At 72.9% G+C, this 16,096-nt stretch carries 15 protein-coding genes, 2 tRNA genes and 1 pseudogene; 5 read left to right on the top strand and 13 right to left on the bottom strand.

Annotation, left to right across the window (positions count from 1 at the left end; all coding sequences use genetic code 11):
* Positions 1 to 431 (top strand): DUF3515 family protein (locus tag L0B03_RS05025; protein WP_250444539.1); only part of this gene is annotated, 431 nt, incomplete at its 5' end.
* 64 nt (positions 432 to 495) lie between these two features.
* Here the strand turns inward: L0B03_RS05025 and L0B03_RS05030 are convergent.
* Positions 496 to 1,635: a D-alanine--D-alanine ligase family protein gene (locus tag L0B03_RS05030; protein ID WP_250444540.1), complete on the bottom strand. Its 1,140-nt coding sequence runs from the start codon at positions 1,633 to 1,635 to the stop codon at positions 496 to 498.
* Positions 1,636 to 1,686: 51 nt separating this feature from the next.
* Here L0B03_RS05030 and L0B03_RS05035 point away from each other — a divergent pair, with 51 nt between their 5' ends.
* A complete protein-coding gene (locus L0B03_RS05035; protein WP_250444550.1) occupies positions 1,687 to 2,838 on the top strand; it encodes a PLP-dependent aspartate aminotransferase family protein in 1,152 nt (383 codons plus the stop codon).
* Positions 2,839 to 2,857: 19 nt separating this feature from the next.
* On the opposite strand, the gene L0B03_RS05040 is transcribed toward L0B03_RS05035, so the two are convergent.
* The 5 genes from L0B03_RS05040 to leuC form a co-directional block, all read right to left on the bottom strand.
* Positions 2,858 to 3,871, bottom strand: a complete 1,014-nt coding sequence (locus L0B03_RS05040; RefSeq protein WP_250444541.1) for an NAD(P)H-dependent glycerol-3-phosphate dehydrogenase — start codon at positions 3,869 to 3,871, stop codon at positions 2,858 to 2,860.
* Positions 3,868 to 4,593: a lysophospholipid acyltransferase family protein gene (locus L0B03_RS05045; protein WP_250444542.1), complete on the bottom strand. Its 726-nt coding sequence runs from the start codon at positions 4,591 to 4,593 to the stop codon at positions 3,868 to 3,870. The genes L0B03_RS05040 and L0B03_RS05045 overlap by 4 nt, the downstream gene beginning before the upstream one ends.
* Before the next feature lie 34 nt (positions 4,594 to 4,627).
* Positions 4,628 to 5,944, bottom strand: coding sequence for a UDP-N-acetylglucosamine 1-carboxyvinyltransferase (gene murA, locus L0B03_RS05050; RefSeq protein ID WP_250444543.1), 1,317 nt, complete (start codon positions 5,942 to 5,944; stop codon positions 4,628 to 4,630).
* Positions 5,945 to 6,023: 79 nt separating this feature from the next.
* Positions 6,024 to 6,686, bottom strand: coding sequence for a 3-isopropylmalate dehydratase small subunit (leuD, locus tag L0B03_RS05055; protein WP_250444544.1), 663 nt, complete (start codon positions 6,684 to 6,686; stop codon positions 6,024 to 6,026).
* 70 nt (positions 6,687 to 6,756) lie between these two features.
* A complete protein-coding gene (gene leuC / locus L0B03_RS05060) occupies positions 6,757 to 8,229 on the bottom strand; it encodes a 3-isopropylmalate dehydratase large subunit (protein WP_250444545.1) in 1,473 nt (490 codons plus the stop codon).
* A 99-nt stretch (positions 8,230 to 8,328) separates the two neighbouring features.
* Here leuC and L0B03_RS05065 point away from each other — a divergent pair, with 99 nt between their 5' ends.
* Entirely contained in the window at positions 8,329 to 9,048 is a 720-nt protein-coding gene (locus L0B03_RS05065; RefSeq protein ID WP_208054374.1) for an IclR family transcriptional regulator, read from the top strand.
* Between the two features lie 53 nt (positions 9,049 to 9,101).
* Here the strand turns inward: L0B03_RS05065 and L0B03_RS05070 are convergent.
* The 5 genes from L0B03_RS05070 to L0B03_RS05090 all read right to left on the bottom strand — a co-directional run bounded on the left by L0B03_RS05070 (position 9,102) and on the right by L0B03_RS05090 (position 12,787).
* Positions 9,102 to 9,174, bottom strand: a tRNA-Glu gene (locus L0B03_RS05070).
* 102 nt (positions 9,175 to 9,276) lie between these two features.
* A tRNA-Gln gene (locus tag L0B03_RS05075) sits at positions 9,277 to 9,348 on the bottom strand.
* A 284-nt stretch (positions 9,349 to 9,632) separates the two neighbouring features.
* Entirely contained in the window at positions 9,633 to 10,397 is a 765-nt protein-coding gene (locus L0B03_RS05080) for an HAD family hydrolase (RefSeq protein WP_250444546.1), read from the bottom strand.
* On the bottom strand, positions 10,394 to 11,929 hold the full coding sequence (gltX, locus tag L0B03_RS05085; RefSeq protein WP_250444547.1) for a glutamate--tRNA ligase: 1,536 nt from the start codon (positions 11,927 to 11,929) through the stop codon (positions 10,394 to 10,396). Before gltX ends, L0B03_RS05080 begins: the two co-directional genes overlap by 4 nt.
* Before the next feature lie 75 nt (positions 11,930 to 12,004).
* A complete protein-coding gene (locus tag L0B03_RS05090) occupies positions 12,005 to 12,787 on the bottom strand; it encodes a fumarylacetoacetate hydrolase family protein (RefSeq protein ID WP_250444548.1) in 783 nt (260 codons plus the stop codon).
* A 68-nt stretch (positions 12,788 to 12,855) separates the two neighbouring features.
* On the opposite strand from L0B03_RS05090, the gene L0B03_RS19530 reads away from it, so the two are divergent.
* Positions 12,856 to 13,989: a heparan-alpha-glucosaminide N-acetyltransferase domain-containing protein gene (locus L0B03_RS19530; RefSeq protein WP_250444549.1), complete on the top strand. Its 1,134-nt coding sequence runs from the start codon at positions 12,856 to 12,858 to the stop codon at positions 13,987 to 13,989.
* Here the strand turns inward: L0B03_RS19530 and L0B03_RS05100 are convergent.
* Positions 13,952 to 14,767: a methyltransferase domain-containing protein gene (locus L0B03_RS05100; protein ID WP_250444551.1), complete on the bottom strand. Its 816-nt coding sequence runs from the start codon at positions 14,765 to 14,767 to the stop codon at positions 13,952 to 13,954. The two genes, L0B03_RS19530 and L0B03_RS05100, sit on opposite strands and share 38 nt — an antisense overlap.
* A 93-nt stretch (positions 14,768 to 14,860) precedes the next feature.
* Positions 14,861 to 15,295, bottom strand: coding sequence for a ribonuclease HI (gene rnhA / locus L0B03_RS05105; RefSeq protein WP_250444552.1), 435 nt, complete (start codon positions 15,293 to 15,295; stop codon positions 14,861 to 14,863).
* Between the two features lie 92 nt (positions 15,296 to 15,387).
* Between rnhA and L0B03_RS05110 the strand changes: the two are divergent.
* A pseudogene (locus L0B03_RS05110) lies at positions 15,388 to 16,096 on the top strand (DNA polymerase IV); the annotation flags it as partial.

Raw genomic sequence — 16,096 nt, forward strand, 5'->3', positions numbered from 1 at the left:
TTGCCGGCTGCGCGACCCCCGTCACCGTGCCCGTCGCCCCGGCAGCGGCCGACCCGCTGTGCGCCGAGGTCGTCCTGGCTCTCCCCGCCGACCTCGAGGGCCTCGAGCGGCTGCGGACCGGGTCCCAGGCCACCGTGGCCTGGGGGGACCGGTCCAGCCCTGTCGTGCTGCGCTGCGGGGTCGAGCCCCTCGGGCCGACCACCGACCAGTGCGTCGCGGCCGACGACGGCAGCACGAGCGTCGACTGGGTCGCGGTCAGCGGGCCGGAGGACGCCGAGGGCGGGGCCGACTGGCTCTTCACGACCTATGGTCGCGAGCCCGCGGTCGAGGTCAGCGTGCCCGCCGAGGTCACGAGCGAGCGGTCGACGTCCTTCCTGCTCGACCTCGGGCCGGCGATCGAGCAGGTCGAGCAGACGCGCTTCTGCTCCTAGCCCGCCCGCCTGCCGGTGCATCCCGCCCGCCGGCGCAGCCCCTCCGGCGGGCGCAGCGCGCGGGTCAGCGCAGCCCGGTGGTCCGCGCGAGGGCGAGCTGGAGCAGCTCGTCGATCAGCTCGGCGTACCCGAGCCCGGTCGACTCCCACAGGCGGGGGTACATCGAGAAGGGGGTGAACCCGGGCATCGTGTTGATCTCGTTGACCACGACGCCGCCGTCCGGGGTGACGAAGGTGTCGACCCGCGCCAGGCCCTCGCAGCCGACCGCCTCGAAGGTCTGGGCCGCGAGGTCACGCACGCGGACGGCCACCTCCTCGGGCAGGTCGGCCGGGCAGCGGAGCACCACGCCGTCCTGGTCGAGGTACTTGGCCTCGAAGTCGTAGAAGGTGTGCCCCGCGTCGCTCACCACGATCTCGCCGGGTACAGAGGTGCGCGGGGGCGCCCCGTCCCGGCCCTGGAGGACCGCGCACTCGATCTCCCGGCCGCTGACCCCGGCCTCCACGAGCACCTTGGGGTCGTGCTCCTGCGCGGCGCGAACCGCTGCGGGGAGGTCGGCGAGGTCGTCGACCCGGGAGATGCCCAGGCTCGAACCGGCTCGCGCGGGCTTGACGAAGACCGGCAGGCCCAAGGCCTCGACGGTCGCGGTCAAGGTGACAGGGTCCCGCTCCCACTGACCGGGCCGAACCACGACGTAGGGGGTGACGGGGACGCCCTGCCCCGCGAGGACGAGCTTCATGTAGTGCTTGTCCATGCCGACCGCCGACGCGAGCACCCCGGCGCCGACGTACCGGATGCCGGCGAGGTCGAGCATCCCTTGGATGGTGCCGTCCTCACCGTAGGGGCCGTGCAGGAGCGGGAGCACCACGTCGACCGTGCCGAGGCTCGTGGGCACCGTCCCGGGCACGAGGGTCAGCGCACCGTCGTCGTCCGTGGCCCGTGGGAGGAGCACCTCGGCCGAGCCGGTGCCCGACAGCACCTCGGGGAGCTGTCCGTCGGTGATCTCCCAGCGCGCCGGGTCGTCCTCGACGAGCACCCAGCGGCCGGTCCGGGTGATCCCCACCGGGACGACGTCGTAGCGGGTCCGGTCGATCGCGCGGAGCACCCCCGCGGCGGTCACGCAGCTGATCGCGTGCTCTCCCGAGCGTCCGCCGAAGACGACGGCGACCCGTGGGCGCGCAGGGGTGGGGGCAGGGGTGGCGTCCATCGCGGATGACCCTACCGGCCCGCCGCGCTGTCGTACGCTGCGGCGGTGAGCCTGCACGGAAGCACCCCCCTGTCCCCCGCCACCACCGCCGTGACCGCGGGGCGACCACCCCGCGAGCAGGGCGGTCCGGTCAACCCCCCGGTCGTGCTGTCCTCGACCTACGTCTCGGCCGGGACCCCCGGGCCCGGGGAGCTGCTCTACACGCGCAACGGCACCGAGACGTGGACCCCCTTCGAGGAGGCCCTGGGAGAGCTCGAGCTCTCGGCGCTGCCCGCCCTCGTCCTGGGCTCGGGCATGGCCGCGATCGCCGCGACCCTGGCCCTGGTGCCGGCCGGCGGCCGGGTGGTCATGCCGCGGCACTCCTACCAGATGAGCCTCGCCCTGACCGAGGACCTCACCGTCCGGCACGGCTGGGAGCGTGAGCTGGTCGACATCGCCGACACCGAGGCGGTGCTCGCGGCCGTCCGGGGGACCGACGGCCGGGGACCGGCGAGCATGCTCTGGGTCGAGTCCCCCACCAACCCGATGCTCGAGGTCGCGGACCTGCCCGCCCTCGTCGCCGGAGCGCACGAGGTCGGGGCCCTGGTCGCCGTCGACAACACCTTCGCGACGCCGCTCGGCCAGCAGCCCCTCGCCACCGGGGCCGACGTCGTCGTGCACTCGGTGACCAAGTACCTCGCGGGGCACTCCGACGTCGTGCTCGGGGCCGTGGTGACCTCCGACCCCGCCCTGCGCGAGCGGCTCGCCACCTTCCGCACGGTGCACGGCGCGATCGCGGGGCCCTTCGAGGTCTGGCTCGCCCTGCGTGGTCTACGCACCCTCGCCCTGCGGGTCGAGCGCTCCCAGCGCACCGCGGAGACCCTCGCAGCCCGGCTCGTCGAGCACCCCGGGGTGGCCCAGGTGCGGCACACGAGCCTGCCCGGAGACCCCGGTCACGAGCGCGCCTCGCGTCTGCTCACGGGGCACGGCTCGATCCTCGGCGTGCGCCCCCACGGTGGGGCGGCTGCCGCGGACGCCGTGGTGGACCGGGTGCGGCTGTGGGTCCCGGCGACCAGCCTGGGCGGGGTCGAGTCGAGCCTCGAGCGACGTCGCCGGTTCCCCACCGAGTCCGTCACCGTGCCTGAGGACCTGCTCCGCCTCTCGGTCGGCATCGAGGACGTCGAGGACCTCTGGCGGGACCTGGACCAGGCCCTGCGCGGCTGAGGGGGCGCCCCCGGCCGCCTCAGGCGCGCTCGGCCTTGTGGGGCCTGGCGAGCAGCAGCTGGGCCATCTGGTCCACGGGCAGCCCGTGGTGCAGGACGTCGACCACGGCCGAGGTGATCGGCATCTCCGCCCCGACACTGACCGCGAGCTCGAGCACCGAGGTCGAGGACTTGACCCCCTCGGCCGTGCCCCCGGTGGCCAGGACGGCCTCCTCGAGGCTCATGCCCTGGCCGACGTGCACGCCCAGGGTGTGGTTCCGGGAGAGCGGCGAGGCGCAGGTCGCGACCAGGTCACCCATGCCGGCCAGGCCCGAGAAGGTCTCGGCGTCGGCCCCGAGGGCCAGGCCGAGGCGGGTGATCTCGGCGAGTCCGCGCGTGATGACGGTGGCCATCGTGTTGTGCCCGAAGCCCCGGCCCTGCGCGATGCCGACCGCGACGGCGATGACGTTCTTGACGGCCCCGCACAGCTCGACGCCCACGACGTCGGTGTTCGTGTAGGGACGGAAGTACCCCGAGGCGCACGCGGCCGCGACCCGCTGCGCCGTCCCCTCGTCGGTCGAGGCGACCACGGTCGCCGTGGGCTGCCGCTGGGCGATCTCCCGGGCGAGGTTCGGCCCCGAGACGACCGCGACCCGGTCCTCGGGCAGATCGAGTGCCTCGCGCAGCACCTCGCTCATACGGCGGTCCGAGCTGAGCTCGACCCCCTTCATCAGGGAGACCACGACGGCCCCGGGCTCGACCAGCGGGGCCAACGAGGCCAGGGTGGCCCGAGCGCTCTGGGCGGGGACCGCGACCGCGACGAGCTGGGCGCCCGCGAGGGCCTGTGCAGCCTCCGTGGTCGCGCGGACCCCCGGGGGCAGGTCGATGCCCGGGAGGGAGCGCTCGTTGCGGTGCTCGGTCTCGATCTGCTCGCAGACCTCCGGTCGACGGCCCCAGACCGTGACCTCGCGCCCAGCATCGGCGAGCACGGCCGCGAAGGTCGTGCCCCAGCTCCCCGCCCCGAGGACGGCCGTCCGGCTGATCGGGAGGCTCACGCGACCCCCTCCCCGCCGGTGCGGCGCCACACGTACCGCTCGGGCGGTGCCTCCTCCCCGCGGATCTCCTCGAGCAGCGCGGTGATCGCGGCCATGACGCGCTCGGTCGCCTCACGCAGCACCTGGCTGTCCTGGGGCCTGCCGTACAGGTCGGACAGGTCGACGGGCGGGCCGGCGACGACGGTGACCAGCTTGCGCGGCACGGGCCTGAATATCTTGGAGTACCTGCCGAGCAGGCTCTGGGCCCCCCACTGGGCGATGGGCACCACCGGGGCGCGCGTCGTCAGCGCGAGCCGCGCGACCCCCGTCTTGCCGGACATGGGCCACAGGGCGGGCTCCCGCGTCAGGGTGCCCTCGGGGAAGACGGCCACGCACTCCCCCGCCTCGATGGCCTCGACAGCGGCGCCCAGCGAGCGGCCGGCCGCAGCCGAGTCCCGGTAGACCGGGATCTGCCCCGTGGCGCGCAGCACCGTGCCCAGCACGGGGACCGAGAAGAGCGAGGACTTGGCGAGGATCTTGGGCGCGAGGCCCTGGTCGTACAGGAAGTGGGCGAAGGTCAGCGGGTCGATGTTCGTCATGTGGTTCGACGCCGCGATGAAACCGCCTGGCTGGCGCAGGTGCTCCCCACCGCGCCACTCCCGGCGCGTGACGGCGAACAGGAGGGGACGCACGACCCGTGCGACGTTGCGGTAGGCGCGGTTGGAGCGCTGCGGTGCGGGCACGGGAGCCGATGCTACTCGGCTCCCGCCCCCGGGCTCACTCCCGGCTGAACTCGGCGCCGAGGGCCTCGAGCTTGTCCATGAAGTGCTCGTACCCACGGTCGATCAGCCCGATGCCACGGACCTGCGACGTGCCCTTGGCCGCGAGGGCCGCGATGAGATGGCTGAAGCCCCCACGCAGGTCCGGGACCTCGATCTCGGCGGCGGCCAGAGGCGTGGGCCCCGAGATCACGGCCGAGTGGTAGAAGTTCCGCTGCCCGAAGCGGCACGGGTGGCCGCCGAGGCACTCGCGGTACACCTGGATCGTGGCCCCCATGCCCCGCAGCGCGTCGGTGAAGCCGAAGCGGTTCTCGTAGACCGTCTCGTGGACGATCGACAGGCCCTTGGCCTGGGTCAGCGCCACGACGAGGGGCTGCTGCCAGTCGGTCATGAAGCCCGGGTGCACGTCGGTCTCGAGGACGATCGAGCTCAGGTCGCCGCCGGGGTGGAAGAAGCGGATGCCGTCATCCTCGACGTCGAACTCGCCCCCCACCTTCCGGAAGGTGTTGAGGAAGGCCGTCATCTCGGGCTGGGTCGCCCCCTTGACCTTGATGTCCCCGCCGGTGGCGAGTGCGGCCGAGCCCCACGACGCCGCCTCGATGCGGTCCGAGAGCGCCGTGTGCCGGTACCCGGTCAGCCTCGGCACGCCCTCGATCCGGATCACCCGGTCGGTGTCGACCGAGATGATCGCGCCCATCTTCTGCAGCACGTTGATCAGGTCGAGGATCTCGGGCTCGATCGCCGCGTTGGAGAGCTCGGTGATCCCTTCGGCACGGACAGCCGTGAGCAGCAGCTGCTCGGTCGCCCCGACGCTCGGGTAGGGCAGGGTGATCTTGGTGCCGTGCAGTCCGCGGGGAGCACGGATGTGGATGCCCTGCTCGCGCTTGTCCACCTCGGCGCCGAACTGCCGGAGGATGTCGAGGTGGTAGTTGATGGGCCGGTCGCCGATGCGGCAGCCACCCAGGTCGGGGATGAAGGCCTCACCCAGGCGGTGCAGCAGGGGCCCGCAGAACAGGATCGGGATCCGGCTCGAGCCCGCGTGCGCGTCGATGTCGGCGACGTGGGCGGACTCGACGTTGCTCGGGTCCAGGCGCAGCACGCCGCCCGCGACGTCGGCGTCGACCGTGACGCCGTGCAGCTCGAGCAGCCCGGTCACGACCCCGACGTCCCGGATGACCGGCACGTTGCGCAGCTCGCTGGGGGTCTCCCCCAGCAGAGCCGCCACCATGGCCTTCGAGACGAAGTTCTTGGCGCCGCGGACGGTGATCTCACCGTGGAGCGGGGCGCCACCGTTGACGTAGAGGACGTCGTTCATGGGCCTATCGTCACCTACGACGCCCAGAACGTCATATCTCGCCCCCGAGTCCTGCGTCACAGGGTCTCCCTCGACCCGGTCAGGCGAGCGCGTCGTCTCCGTGCCGCAGCACCGGGCGCGCCGCGACGACCTCGACCGGGGGCAGGTGCTTGGCCGGCAGGGTCAGGGGGCGCCACGAGGCGCGCGTGGTCTCGAACTCGGTGATCTCGCCCTCGTGCTTGAGGGTCAGCCCGATGTCGTCCAGGCCCTCCATGAGGCGCCACCGGGTGTAGTCGTCGACCTCGAAGGGCACCACGACGTCCTCGGCCCGCGCCTGCTTGGCCACCAGGTCGACGGTCACCTCGGTGCCGGGGCGGGCCTCGAGGACCTTCCACAGCAGCTCGATGTCCTCCTGGGCGACCTGGGCGGCGAGCAGGCCCTGCTTGCCGGAGTTGCCCCGGAAGATGTCGGCGAAGCGGGTCGACAGGACCGCGCGGAAGCCGTAGTCCTTGAGCGCCCAGACGGCGTGCTCGCGCGAGGAACCGGTACCGAAGTCGGGGCCGGCCACGAGCACCGAGCCGCTGCGGTAGGCGTCCTGGTTGAGCACGAACTCCGGGTCACCACGCCAGGCGGCGAACAAGGCGTCCTCGAAGCCGGTGCGGGTCACGCGCTTGAGGTAGACCGCGGGGATGATCTGGTCGGTGTCGACGTTGCTGCGACGCAGCGGGACCCCGACGCCGGTGTGCTGGCTGAACTTCTCCATCGTTCTCACGCTTCCTTCGTGTCGACGCGCTGCGGTGCTGGCCGCGGCGTCGGACCGGTGACTGGGGGTCTCAGGCGGACTGGCGGGCGTCGGCGGCGGGCGCTCCCTCGAGCGGCGAGCCGTCCGGGACCTCGACGTCGGGCCCGAGGTCGGCCACCGAGGAGAGGGTGCCGCGGATGGCGGTGGCGCCGGCCACGAGGGGCGAGACGAGGTGCGTCCGTCCACCCTTGCCCTGACGGCCCTCGAAGTTCCGGTTGGAGGTCGAGGCGCTGCGCTCCCCCGGCGCGAGCTGGTCGGGGTTCATGCCGAGGCACATCGAGCAGCCCGCGTTGCGCCACTCGGCGCCGAAGTCCAGGAAGATCTGGTCGAGCCCCTCAGCCTCGGCCTGGAGGCGGACCCGGGCCGAGGACGGGACCACGAGCACCCGCAGCGAGTCGGCCTTCGTGCGGCCCTTGACGAGCTTGGCGACCGAGCGGAGGTCCTCGATCCGCCCGTTGGTGCACGAGCCGATGAAGACCGTGTCGACCGCGATGTCACGCAGGGCCATGCCCGGCTCGAGGCCCATGTACTCCAGGGCCCGCTCGGCCGCGACGCGCTCGTTCTCGTCGGCGATCTCGGAGGGGACGGGGACGTTGCTCGACAGCGGGAGGCCCTGACCGGGGTTGGTGCCCCAGGTGACGAAGGGCTCGAGGTCGGAGGCCCGGAGGACGACCTCGGTGTCGAAGACGGCGTCGTCATCGCTGCGCAGGGTGCGCCAGTACTCGACGGCGGCGTCCCAGTCGGCCCCCTCGGGGGCGTGCGGGCGACCCTGGAGGTACTCGAAGGTCGTCTCGTCCGGGGCGATCATCCCGGCCCGGGCGCCGGCCTCGATGGACATGTTGCAGATGGTCATCCGCGCCTCCATCGACAGCGCGCGGATCGCCTCGCCGCGGTACTCGAGCACGTAGCCCTGCCCGCCGCCGGTACCGATCTTGGCGATGATCGCCAGGATGATGTCCTTCGAGGTCGCACCCTTGGGCAGCTCGCCGTCGACCGTGATCGCCATCGTCTTGAACGGCGCGAGGGGCAGGGTCTGCGTGGCCAGGACGTGCTCGACCTCGCTGGTGCCGATGCCGAAGGCCAGGGCGCCGAAGGCCCCGTGGGTCGAGGTGTGCGAGTCGCCGCAGACGACCGTCAGGCCCGGCATGGTCAGGCCGAGCTGGGGGCCGACCTGGTGCACGATGCCCTGGTCGGCGTCGCCCAGGGAGTGCAGTCGCACGCCGAACTCGGCGGCGTTGTTGCGCAGGGTCTGGATCTGCGTCCGGCTGGTGAGGTCCGCGATCGGGCGGTCGATGTCGAGGGTCGGGGTGTTGTGGTCCTCGGTCGCGATGGTGAGGTCCGGCCGGCGCACGGGCCGTCCGGCGAGCCGCAGCCCTTCGAAGGCCTGCGGGCTGGTCACCTCGTGCACGAGATGGAGGTCGATGTAGAGCAGGTCGGGGGCTCCGTCGGTGCCCCGGCGCACGATGTGCGCGTCCCAGACCTTCTCTGCCAGCGTGCCCGCCATGTGATGCTCCCTCGTCGATGTCACTCCCGGAAGGGTGGCCCGGGTACCAATCCGGCCGAGGCACTTGCGTCTCAGTGCGCGAGACGCCAATATCGACCTATGGACAACTCTAGCGGAGTCGGCGTGCTGGACAAGGCCGCATCCGTCCTCAGTGCTCTCGAGGCCGGGCCTGCGACCCTCGCTCAGCTGGTCGCCGCGACCCATCTTGCCCGACCGACAGCCCATCGCCTCGCCGTGGCGCTCGAGCACCACCGGCTCGTCGCCCGCGACATGCAGGGCCGGTTCGTGCTCGGCCCGCGGCTCTCCGAGCTCAGCACCGCCGCCGGCGAGGACCGTCTCCTCGCGGCGGCCACCCCGGTCCTGACCGCCCTGCGCGACCACTGCGGCGAGAGCGCCCAGCTCTACCGCCGCCAGGGCGACCAGCGCATCTGCGTCGCGGCCGCCGAGCGCCCGATCGGCCTGCGGGACTCGATCCCGGTCGGCGCGACCCTGACCATGCAGGCTGGCTCGGCCGCGCAGATCCTCCTCGCCTGGGAGGAGCCCGATCGCCTGCACCGCGGGCTCCAGGGCGCCAAGTTCACCGCGACCATCCTCTCGGGCGTCCGACGTCGAGGGTGGGCGCAGTCCGTCTCGGAGCGCGAGGCGGGGGTCGCCTCGGTCTCGGCCCCGGTGCGAGGCCCCTCAGGTCGGGTCGTCGCCGCGGTCTCCATCTCGGGCCCCGTCGAGCGCCTGAGCCGTCAGCCCGGGCGCTTGCACGCCGGCTCGGTGGTCGCGGCCGCGAACCGCCTCACCGAGGTGCTGCGCCGCACCGGGGAGTAGGCCCCGGAGAACCACGAAGGCCCGGTCACCAGTGGTGACCGGGCCTTCTGCTGTACCCCCAAGGGGATTCGAACCCCTGTTACCGCCGTGAGAGGGCGGCGTCCTAGGCCTCTAGACGATGGGGGCCTAGACGATCTATCCCCGGGGGGGATCGACCGCGAGAACTCTACAACATGCTCAGCGCGCCGATGACCATCGATCCGCGAACGGAACGGCCGACGACGTGCGCTGGGGTACCAGGACTCGAACCTAGACTAAGTGAACCAGAATCACTCGTGCTGCCAATTACACCATACCCCATGGGGGTATAACCCCCGATCTCAGGACCTCGCCGAGGCCTTGGAACCGGATGTCGTACCGGCGGGGAACACTACCTGAGCGGAGCAGGTGCGACAAACCAGCCGTCGGGCAAGCCCGACGTCGAGCCTCCCGGAGGGCCCGCCCGCAGCACGGTGCGACGACTCGCGGGTGACGACCGACACACGTTCGCGCGGCCGCAGCACCACCGGCAGGACGCGGCCCCGGAGGGGCCTCTCGGCTCCCCCAGGCCCAGGTCACCGCGGACGTGGGCCCCGCCGACCCGGTCAGCGCCCCAGGAGGCCCGGGAGCTCGCTGAGGGACCGGACGACCGCGACCCCGAGGGCACGGGCGGCCTGCACCTCGTCCTCGGAGATCTCGGTACGCCGCGGCCCCGGGCGGTCCACCCACACCCCGAGCAACCCGGCCTCGACCGCCGCCCGGGCGTCGACGTCGAGCTCGTCTCCGACGTAGACGGTCCGCGCAGGGACGGTCCCCAGGCGGCGGCAGGCCTCGAGGAACACCGCCGGGTCGGGCTTGCCGACGCCCAGCGTGTCGACGCCCACGAGCATCGGCACCCTCGCGCCGAGGCCCACCCGCTCGAGCTTGCTCGTCTGGTAGGCCGTGCCGGCGTTCGACAGGGCGCCGACAGCGACCCCGCTCGAGATCAGGACGTCGACCGCGGCAGCCGCCTCGGCATGGGCCGTCCACGCCGAGGAGAACCCCGCCTCGAAGACCTCGTCCCAGGCCGCGTAGCTCGCCTCGTCGAGCACCGCACCACCGAATTCCGCGTGCAGGGCGTTGGCGCGGGCCATGCGCTGCTCGCGGTACCCGAGCTCAGCCCGGGTGTACCGCGCGTAGTGCCCGTCGACGTCGGCCCGCCAGTGGGCGAGCACCTCGTCCTGGCGGCCCGCGGCCTGGGGCAGGTAGGTCGTGACGATCTGCTCGAGGGCCGCCCCGAAGGCGCCCCGGGTGTCGACCAGCGTGTCGTCGATGTCGAACAGGACACCGTCGACCCGACTCCCGCCCAGCCCGGGCGAACCCGCCGTCACAGGCTGGCGCGCAGCGCGGCGATCCGCGCGAGGCTCGAGTCCCGGCCGAGGATCTCGAGGGACTCGAAGAGCGGCGGCGAGACACGGCGGCCCGAGACGGCCACCCGCAGCGGGGTGAAGGCCAGGCGCGGCTTGATGCCCAGGTCGTCGACCAGGGCCGCCGTCAGCGCCCCCTGGACGGCCTCGGTCGTGAAGCCCTCGGCGGGGATCGCGGTCAGTGCGACGGTCGCGGCGTCGAGCACGTCGGCGGCGCCGTCGCGGAGGGCTCCGCGGGCCTCCTCGGTCACCTCGAGGGCGTCGTCGGGCACCAGGAGGAAGCCGAGCATCGGGACCGCCTCGCCGAGCAGCGCGATCCGCTCCTGGACCAGCGGCGCGGCGGCCGCGAGGACCGCCTGCTCCTCGGGCCGCAGGGCGTCGTGCTCCCGGGCCGAGACCAGCCCGGCGTCGTGCAGGTACGGCACGACGCGCCCACGGAAGTCCTCTGCGGCGAGCATCCGGACGTGGGTCCCGTTGATCGACTCGGCCTTCTTGACGTCGAACCGCGCCGGGTTGGGGTTGACGTCCGCGACGTCGAAGGCAGCCACCATCTCCGCGACGGTGAAGATGTCGTTGTCCGGGGCGATCGACCACCCGAGCAGGGCGAGGTAGTTGAGCAGCCCCTCCGGGGTGAAGCCCCGCTCGCGGTGCAGGAAGAGGTTGGACTCCGGGTCACGCTTGGAGAGCTTCTTGTTCCCCTCCCCCATGACGTAGGGCATGTGCCCGTACACGGGCTCGACACTCGCGACGCCGAGGGCCACCAGCGCCCGGAAGAGGACGACCTGACGCGGGGTCGAGGAGAGCAGGTCCTCCCCGCGCAGCACGTGGGTGATGCCCATCAGCGCGTCGTCCACCGGGTTGGTCAGGGTGTAGAGCGGCTGGCCGTTGCCCCGCACGATGACGAAGTCCGGGACCGAGCCTCCCGCGAAGCTCAGCTCGCCGCGCACCAGGTCGGTGAAGACGACGTCCTCCTCGGGCATGCGGATCCGCAGGACGGGCTCGCGGCCCTCGGCACGGAAGGCTGCCCGCTGCTCCTCGGTGAGGTGCCGGTCGAAGCCGTCGTAGCCCAGCTTGGGGTCCCGGCCGGCGGCGCGGTGGCGGGCCTCGACCTCCTCAGGGGTCGAGAAGGACTCGTAGGCGTAGCCCGCCTCGAGCAGCCGACGGGCGACGTCGGCGTAGACGTCCATCCGCTCGGACTGGCGGTAGGGGGCGTGCGGCCCGCCGACCTCGACCCCCTCGTCCCAGTCGAGACCGAGCCAGCGCAGGGCGTCCAAGAGCTGGTCGTAGCTCTCCTGGCTGTCCCGGGCCGCGTCGGTGTCCTCGATGCGGAAGACGAAGGTGCCCCCGGTGTGCCGCGCGTAGGCCCAGTTGAACAGGGCCGTGCGGATGAGCCCCACGTGGGGCGTGCCGGTCGGTGAGGGGCAGAAGCGGACCCGGACCTGGTCGCCCGAGGGCGTGGCGGTCGGGGCGGAGGGCGTGGCGAGGTTCTCAGGCATGGTGCGTCCAGCCTATCGGCGCGCCCGCCACGCCTCCGCGACCAGCTCGGTTCTCCTCGGCCGCAGGGACTCCGGTCAGTCGCGGCGCAGCACCGGGTTGCGGAGCACGCCGATGCCCTCGACCTCGCACTCGACGACGTCTCCGTGGACCACGGGCCCGACGCCGGCCGGGGTTCCGGTGAGGATGACGTCCCCCGGCAGGAGGGTGAAGGCCTGGGAGATGTAGGAGATGAGGAAGGGGACGTCGAAGACGAGGTCGGCGGTCCGGCCGTCCTGCTTGGTCTCGCCGTTGACCCGCGCGAGCACGGCGAGGTCGTCGACGTCGAGCCCGGGGACGACCCACGGGCCGAGCGGGCAGGACCCGTCGAAGCCCTTGGCGCGGCTCCACTGGTCGTCCGAGCGCTGGATGTCGCGGGCCGTGACGTCGTTCGCGACCGTGAAGCCGAAGACGTGCTCGAGGGCGCGGTCCGGGGTGACCTCCTTGGTCACCTTGCCGATGACGACCGCGAGCTCGGCCTCGTGGTGCACGTCGGCGGACCACGAGGGCAGCACGATGGGGTCGTCCGGGCCGATCACGCTGGTGTTGGGCTTGAAGAAGAGCAGCGGGCTGACGGGGAGCTCGTTGCCCATCTCGGCGGCGTGGTCGGCGTAGTTCCGGCCGACCCCCACGATCTTCGAGCGCGGGATGACCGGGGACAGGAACCGCACGTCGTCGGTGACGGGGATCCGCTCCCCGGTGGGCTGGACGGGCATGTAGATCGGGTCGCCGCTGATGACGACGAGCTCCTCGGACCCGGGCTCGCCGTCGACGAGGGCGAAGCGGGGGTCTCCTCCGGTGGTGAACCTGGCGATGCGCATCTGCGCAGCGTAGCCGGGGCTCGGGCACCGGTACCTGCTGCGGGAGGCGGCCGACGTAGGCTGCGCGGGTGCAGCGTGTGGTGGGAGCCGACGTCGCCCGGGGCCTGGCTGTCCTGGGGATGTTCGCCGCGCACCTGGGGGCCGAGGACGAGCGGTTCTGGACCGCGACCGGCTGGCTGCAGGTGGTCGACGGGCGTTCGGCGGCGACCTTCGCCCTGCTCGCCGGCCTCTCGGCCGCTCTCCTCAGCGGAGGGCCGGTGCCCGCCGAGGGCGCCCGACGACGGCACTCTCGGGTCCGCATCCTCGTGCGCGCCCTGATGCTGATCCCGCTGGGGGCGTCGCTGATCGCCCTGGGCACACCGGTCGCGGTGATCCTGCCGGGCTACGCCGTGATGTTCGCCCTCATGATCCCGGTCCTGGGATGGCGCCCCCGCTCGCTGCTGCTGCTCGCCGCCGTGCCGACCCTGGTCGGGCCCCTCGTGGTCGAGGCGGTGCGCGAGGCCCGCCGCGGCGACCCCTTCGCGGCAGGGCTGCCCCAGCCGGTGGACGTCGTCGTGGGCGAGTACTACCCGGCGGTCGTCTGGACCGCGTACCTCCTCGTCGGCCTGGCCTTGGGACGGCTCGACCTGACCGACCGGGCCCTGCCGCGGCGCCTGGCCCTGGTGGGCGCAGCCCTGGCCCTGGTGGGCTACGGCACCTCGGCCGTCGCCCTGCGGGTGCTCGACCCGGAGCAGCGGACGCTGCGGGCCCTGCTGACCAGCGAGCCCCACGCCGACACCACCCCCGAGGTGGTCGGGAACCTCGGTGCGGTGCTGCTGGTGCTCGCGGCGAGCCTGCTCGCAGCGAGGTACGCCCCGCGGCTGGTGACCCCGGTGGCGGCGACCGGCGCCCTCGCCTTGACCGCCTACACGGGGCACATCATGGTGATCGCGCTCCTGGGCGACGAGGTGGTGCGCGAGCCGAGCAACCTCGTCCTGGCGCTCTTCGTCCTGGTGACGCTCGCCCTGGCGACGTCGTGGCGGCTCACCCTGGGGCGCGGGCCGCTCGAGAACCTGCTCTCCCTGATGTCGACGCTGGCGGCCGACGCCCTGGTGCCGTCGGGTCGCCGTGACGCCTCCGCCCCGGCCGGCGAGGAGTGGACGCAGACCGACGAGGGCCCGGCGGTCAGGCCCGGGCCAGGACCTGGCCGTGCAGCACCGTGAACCAGCCGTCCTCGGAGGTGCCCCACTGGCGCCAGGCCTCAGCCAAGGCCTCGAGAGCGACGTCGTCGGCCAGCCCGTGCTCGACCGCCTGGCGCGCGAAGTCCGAGACGGTGACGCGCTCGGCCCACAGCCCTGACCACCACCGCCGGTCCTCGGCCGTCGCGTAGCACCAGACGTCGGCCCCCGGCGTGATGCCCGCGGGGTCGAACCCCACCTCACGGACCCAGGCGAGGAGCCGGCGGCCGGCGTCGGCCTCGGCCCGGTTGGCGACGGTGACCTCGTGGTAGAGCTCACGCCACTCGTCCAGGCCGGCGGACTCCGGGTACCAGGTCATCGCGGCGTAGTCGGCATCGCGGACCGCGACCACTCCCCCGGGCCGCGCCACGCGACGCATCTCGCGCAGGGCGCCGACCGGGTCGCTCAGGTGCTGGAGCACCTGGTGGGCGTGCACGACGTCGAAGCTGTCGTCGGGGAAGGGCAGGTCCATCGCGTCGCCGTGCTCGAAGGTGAGGTTGGTGGCGCCGGCCTCCCGGGCTGCCGCGCGGGCGACCTCGAGCACGGCCTCCGAGGCGTCGACGCCGACGACGGCGCCCGGGGCGACCCGGGTCGCGAGGTCGGCGGTCACCGTGCCGGGCCCGCACCCCACGTCGAGGAGGCTGAGCCCTGGGCTGAGGGCGGGCAGCAGGTAGGCCGCGGAGTTCTCGGCGGTGCGCCGACGGTGGGCGCGGAGCACGCTCTCGTGGTGCCCGTGGGTGTAGACGTCCTGGATGGTCACCAGGCCAGTAAGGCGCACCTGGCCTCACGTATCAAGCAACAAGACATGTGGTCTCAGCCTTCGGTCATAGGGGCTCGTCTGCCCCTCGGCCAGACCTCAGGACTGCGGAGCCGCCCGAGCGACCTCGACCCCGCGGTTGGCGAGCTCGTCGGCCCGCTCGTTCCCCGGGTCCCCCGAGTGCCCCTTGACCCACACCCACGTGACGACGTGGCGCTCGACCTCGGCCTCGAGGGCCTGCCAGAGCTCCTTGTTCTTGACGGGCTTCTTGTCCCCGGTACGCCAGCCGTTGCGCTTCCAGCCCGCGAGCCAGGTGCTCATGCCCTTCATGACGTAGGTCGAGTCGACGTGGAGAGTGACGGCGCACGGCCGGGTCAGGGCGCGCAGACCCTCGATCACGGCGGTGAGCTCCATGCGGTTGTTGGTGGTGAGCAGCTCGCCGCCGAAGAGCTCGCGCTCGTGCCCCTCGGTGCGCATCCACGCCCCCCAGCCCCCGGGCCCCGGGTTGCCCTTGCAGGCTCCGTCCGTCCACATCTCGACGACGGTCAACTCTGGCGCGATCGGGTCTGTCACGCCGCACACCTTAGCCGCTACCGATCGAACAGGTGTTCGACTACCCTGGTGCCATGCCTGCCGAGGGTGCGGTGATCCTGCACGCGGACCTCGACGCCTTCTACGCGTCGGTCGAGCAGCTCCTCGACCCCGCGCTCCGCGGCAGGCCGATCGCGGTCGGGGGCGGACCGCACGGCGGCGTGGTCCTCGCGGCCTCCTACGAGGCGAAGCGGCACGGGGTGCAGGGCGGCATGCCCGGCTGGCGGGCGGCCCGGCTCTGCCCCGACCTGACCTTCGTCCGCGGCAGCTTCGGGGAGTACCAGCGCCTGGGCGATGCCGCGATGGCGGTGCTGACCGACATGAGCCCTCTGGTCGAGCGCATCTCGATCGACGAGGCCTTCGTAGACGTCTCCGGGTCGGTCCATCTGCTCGGCCCGCCGGCGACCATCGCCGCCCAGATCCGCCGTCGGGTCCGCGAGGAGGTCGGGCTGCCGATCTCGGTGGGCGCCGCGCGGACCAAGCACCTGGCCAAGATCGCCTCGCAGGTCGCCAAGCCCGACGGGCTGGTGGTCGTCGAGCCCGGCACCGAGCAGCGCTTCCTCGACCCGCTGCCGGTGGGCCTCGTGTGGGGGGTCGGGCCCGTGACCGAGGAGCGGCTCGCGGGTCTGGGGGTGCGCACCATCGGCGACCTCGCCCGCACCCCGTCCACGACGGTCGAGCGCCTCCTCGGCCACGCGGTCGGCGCCAAGCTCCTCGCCATGGCGCAGGACGACGACGCGCGGC

The sequence above is a fragment of the Actinotalea sp. C106 genome (genome assembly GCF_023630195.1).
GTDB lineage: Bacteria > Actinomycetota > Actinomycetes > Actinomycetales > Cellulomonadaceae > Actinotalea.

Coding starts and splice junctions, on each gene's coding strand:
- L0B03_RS05030 (WP_250444540.1), bottom strand. CDS start 1,635: ATGGACGCCACCCCTGCCCCCACCCCTGCGCGCCCACGGGTCGCCGTC.
- L0B03_RS05065 (WP_208054374.1), top strand. CDS start 8,329: ATGGACAACTCTAGCGGAGTCGGCGTGCTGGACAAGGCCGCATCCGTC.
- rnhA (WP_250444552.1), bottom strand. CDS start 15,295: ATGTGGACGGACGGAGCCTGCAAGGGCAACCCGGGGCCCGGGGGCTGG.
- gltX (WP_250444547.1), bottom strand. CDS start 11,929: ATGCCTGAGAACCTCGCCACGCCCTCCGCCCCGACCGCCACGCCCTCG.
- L0B03_RS05090 (WP_250444548.1), bottom strand. CDS start 12,787: ATGCGCATCGCCAGGTTCACCACCGGAGGAGACCCCCGCTTCGCCCTC.
- leuD (WP_250444544.1), bottom strand. CDS start 6,686: ATGGAGAAGTTCAGCCAGCACACCGGCGTCGGGGTCCCGCTGCGTCGC.
- murA (WP_250444543.1), bottom strand. CDS start 5,944: ATGAACGACGTCCTCTACGTCAACGGTGGCGCCCCGCTCCACGGTGAG.
- leuC (WP_250444545.1), bottom strand. CDS start 8,229: ATGGCGGGCACGCTGGCAGAGAAGGTCTGGGACGCGCACATCGTGCGC.